The sequence below is a fragment of the Neisseria sp. P0021.S005 genome, from assembly GCF_051956955.1.
Genome location: NZ_JBQCWY010000613.1, coordinates 1 through 1,841 on the forward strand (window position 1 = coordinate 1; position 1,841 = coordinate 1,841).

Here is a 1,841-nt window from a genome sequence, read left to right on the forward strand (position 1 = left end):
AAGACGATTGCGGTACTTCAGACGGCTTTGTCATGAAAGCAGTAGTACAAGGCGGTGACGTAATTGAAGCGTTGCGCGATCGTATTTTAGGCCGTGTTACAGCATCAGATGTTGTTGATCCTTCAACAGGAGAAACATTGGTTGAGGCAGGTACATTGCTGACTGAGAAATTAGTCGATATCATTGACCAATCTGGTGTTGACGAGGTTAAAGTCCGTACGCCAATTACTTGTAAAACCCGTCATGGTTTGTGTGCACACTGTTATGGCCGCGACTTGGCGCGCGGTAAACTGGTTAACGCTGGTGAAGCTGTAGGTGTGATTGCTGCACAATCCATTGGTGAGCCAGGTACTCAGCTGACCATGCGTACGTTCCACATTGGTGGTGCGGCATCTCGTGCGGCGGCAGCCAGCCAAGTAGAAGCTAAATCCAATGGTACAGCACGTTTCAGCAGTCAAATGCGTTATGTTGCCAACAACAAAGGCGAGTTGGTTGTCATTGGCCGTTCTTGTGAAGTAGTGATTCACGACGATATCGGTCGCGAACGTGAACGTCACAAAGTACCTTACGGTGCAATCCTGCTGGTACAAGACGGCGAAGCCATTAAAGCTGGTCAAACCTTGGCAACTTGGGATCCGCATACCCGTCCGATGATCACCGAACATGCAGGTATGGTGAAATTCGAAAACGTGGAAGAGGGTGTTACCGTTGCGAAACAGACCGACGATGTAACTGGTTTGTCTACTTTGGTAGTGATTGACGGCAAACGTCGTTCCTCTAGTGCTTCTAAACTGTTGCGTCCGACTGTCAAACTGTTGGATGAAAATGGTCTGGAAATTTGCATTCCTGGTACGACTACCCCAGTTTCTATGGCATTCCCGGTCGGTGCGGTGATTACCATTCGTGAAGGTCAGGAAGTCGGTAAGGGTGATGTGTTGGCGCGTATTCCACAAGCGTCTTCTAAAACCCGCGATATTACCGGTGGTCTGCCACGCGTAGCCGAATTGTTTGAAGCACGCGTGCCGAAAGATGCAGGTATGTTGGCTGAAATTACCGGTACCGTTTCCTTCGGTAAAGAAACCAAAGGTAAACAGCGCCTGATTATTACCGACGTAGACGGTGTAGCATACGAAACCCTGATTTCTAAAGAGAAACAGATTCTGGTACACGATGGTCAAGTGGTAAACCGCGGTGAAACCATCGTAGACGGTGCCGTAGATCCACACGACATTCTGCGTCTGCAAGGTATCGAAGCATTGGCTCGCTACATTGTTCAAGAGGTACAAGAGGTTTACCGCCTGCAAGGTGTGAAGATTTCCGATAAACACATCGAAGTCATCATCCGTCAAATGCTGCGTCGAGTGAACATTGTCGATTCCGGTGATACAGAGTTCATTACCGGCGAACAAGTTGAGCGTGGCGATGTGATGCTTGCCAATGAAAAAGCCATGGCTGAAGACAAAGAGCCGGCACGTTACGAAAATGTGTTGCTGGGTATTACCAAAGCTTCCTTGTCTACAGACAGCTTCATTTCAGCGGCATCGTTCCAAGAAACAACCCGCGTCTTGACAGAGGCCGCTATTATGGGCAAACAAGACGAGCTGCGTGGTTTGAAAGAGAACGTAATTGTTGGTCGTTTGATTCCTGCCGGTACAGGTTTGACCTACCACCGCAGTCGCCATCAACAATGGCAGCAAGCCGATCAAGAAACTTCTGAAACCGAAGCTTCAGACGAATAATCCCTCGGGATTGTTGTGAAAATAAAACCGCAAGCCAGTCTTGCGGTTTTATTTTTTAGAGGACTTAAAAGAGGGTAGAGTTTAAGGCCGTCTGAATAAATA

The 1,841-nt window shown here is 48.2% G+C and carries 1 pseudogene; it reads left to right on the forward strand.

Annotated elements, in window-relative coordinates:
* Positions 1-1,739: pseudogene (locus tag ACTHUE_RS17485) on the forward strand (DNA-directed RNA polymerase subunit beta'); the annotation flags it as partial.
* Between the last annotated feature and the right edge of the window lie 102 nt (positions 1,740-1,841).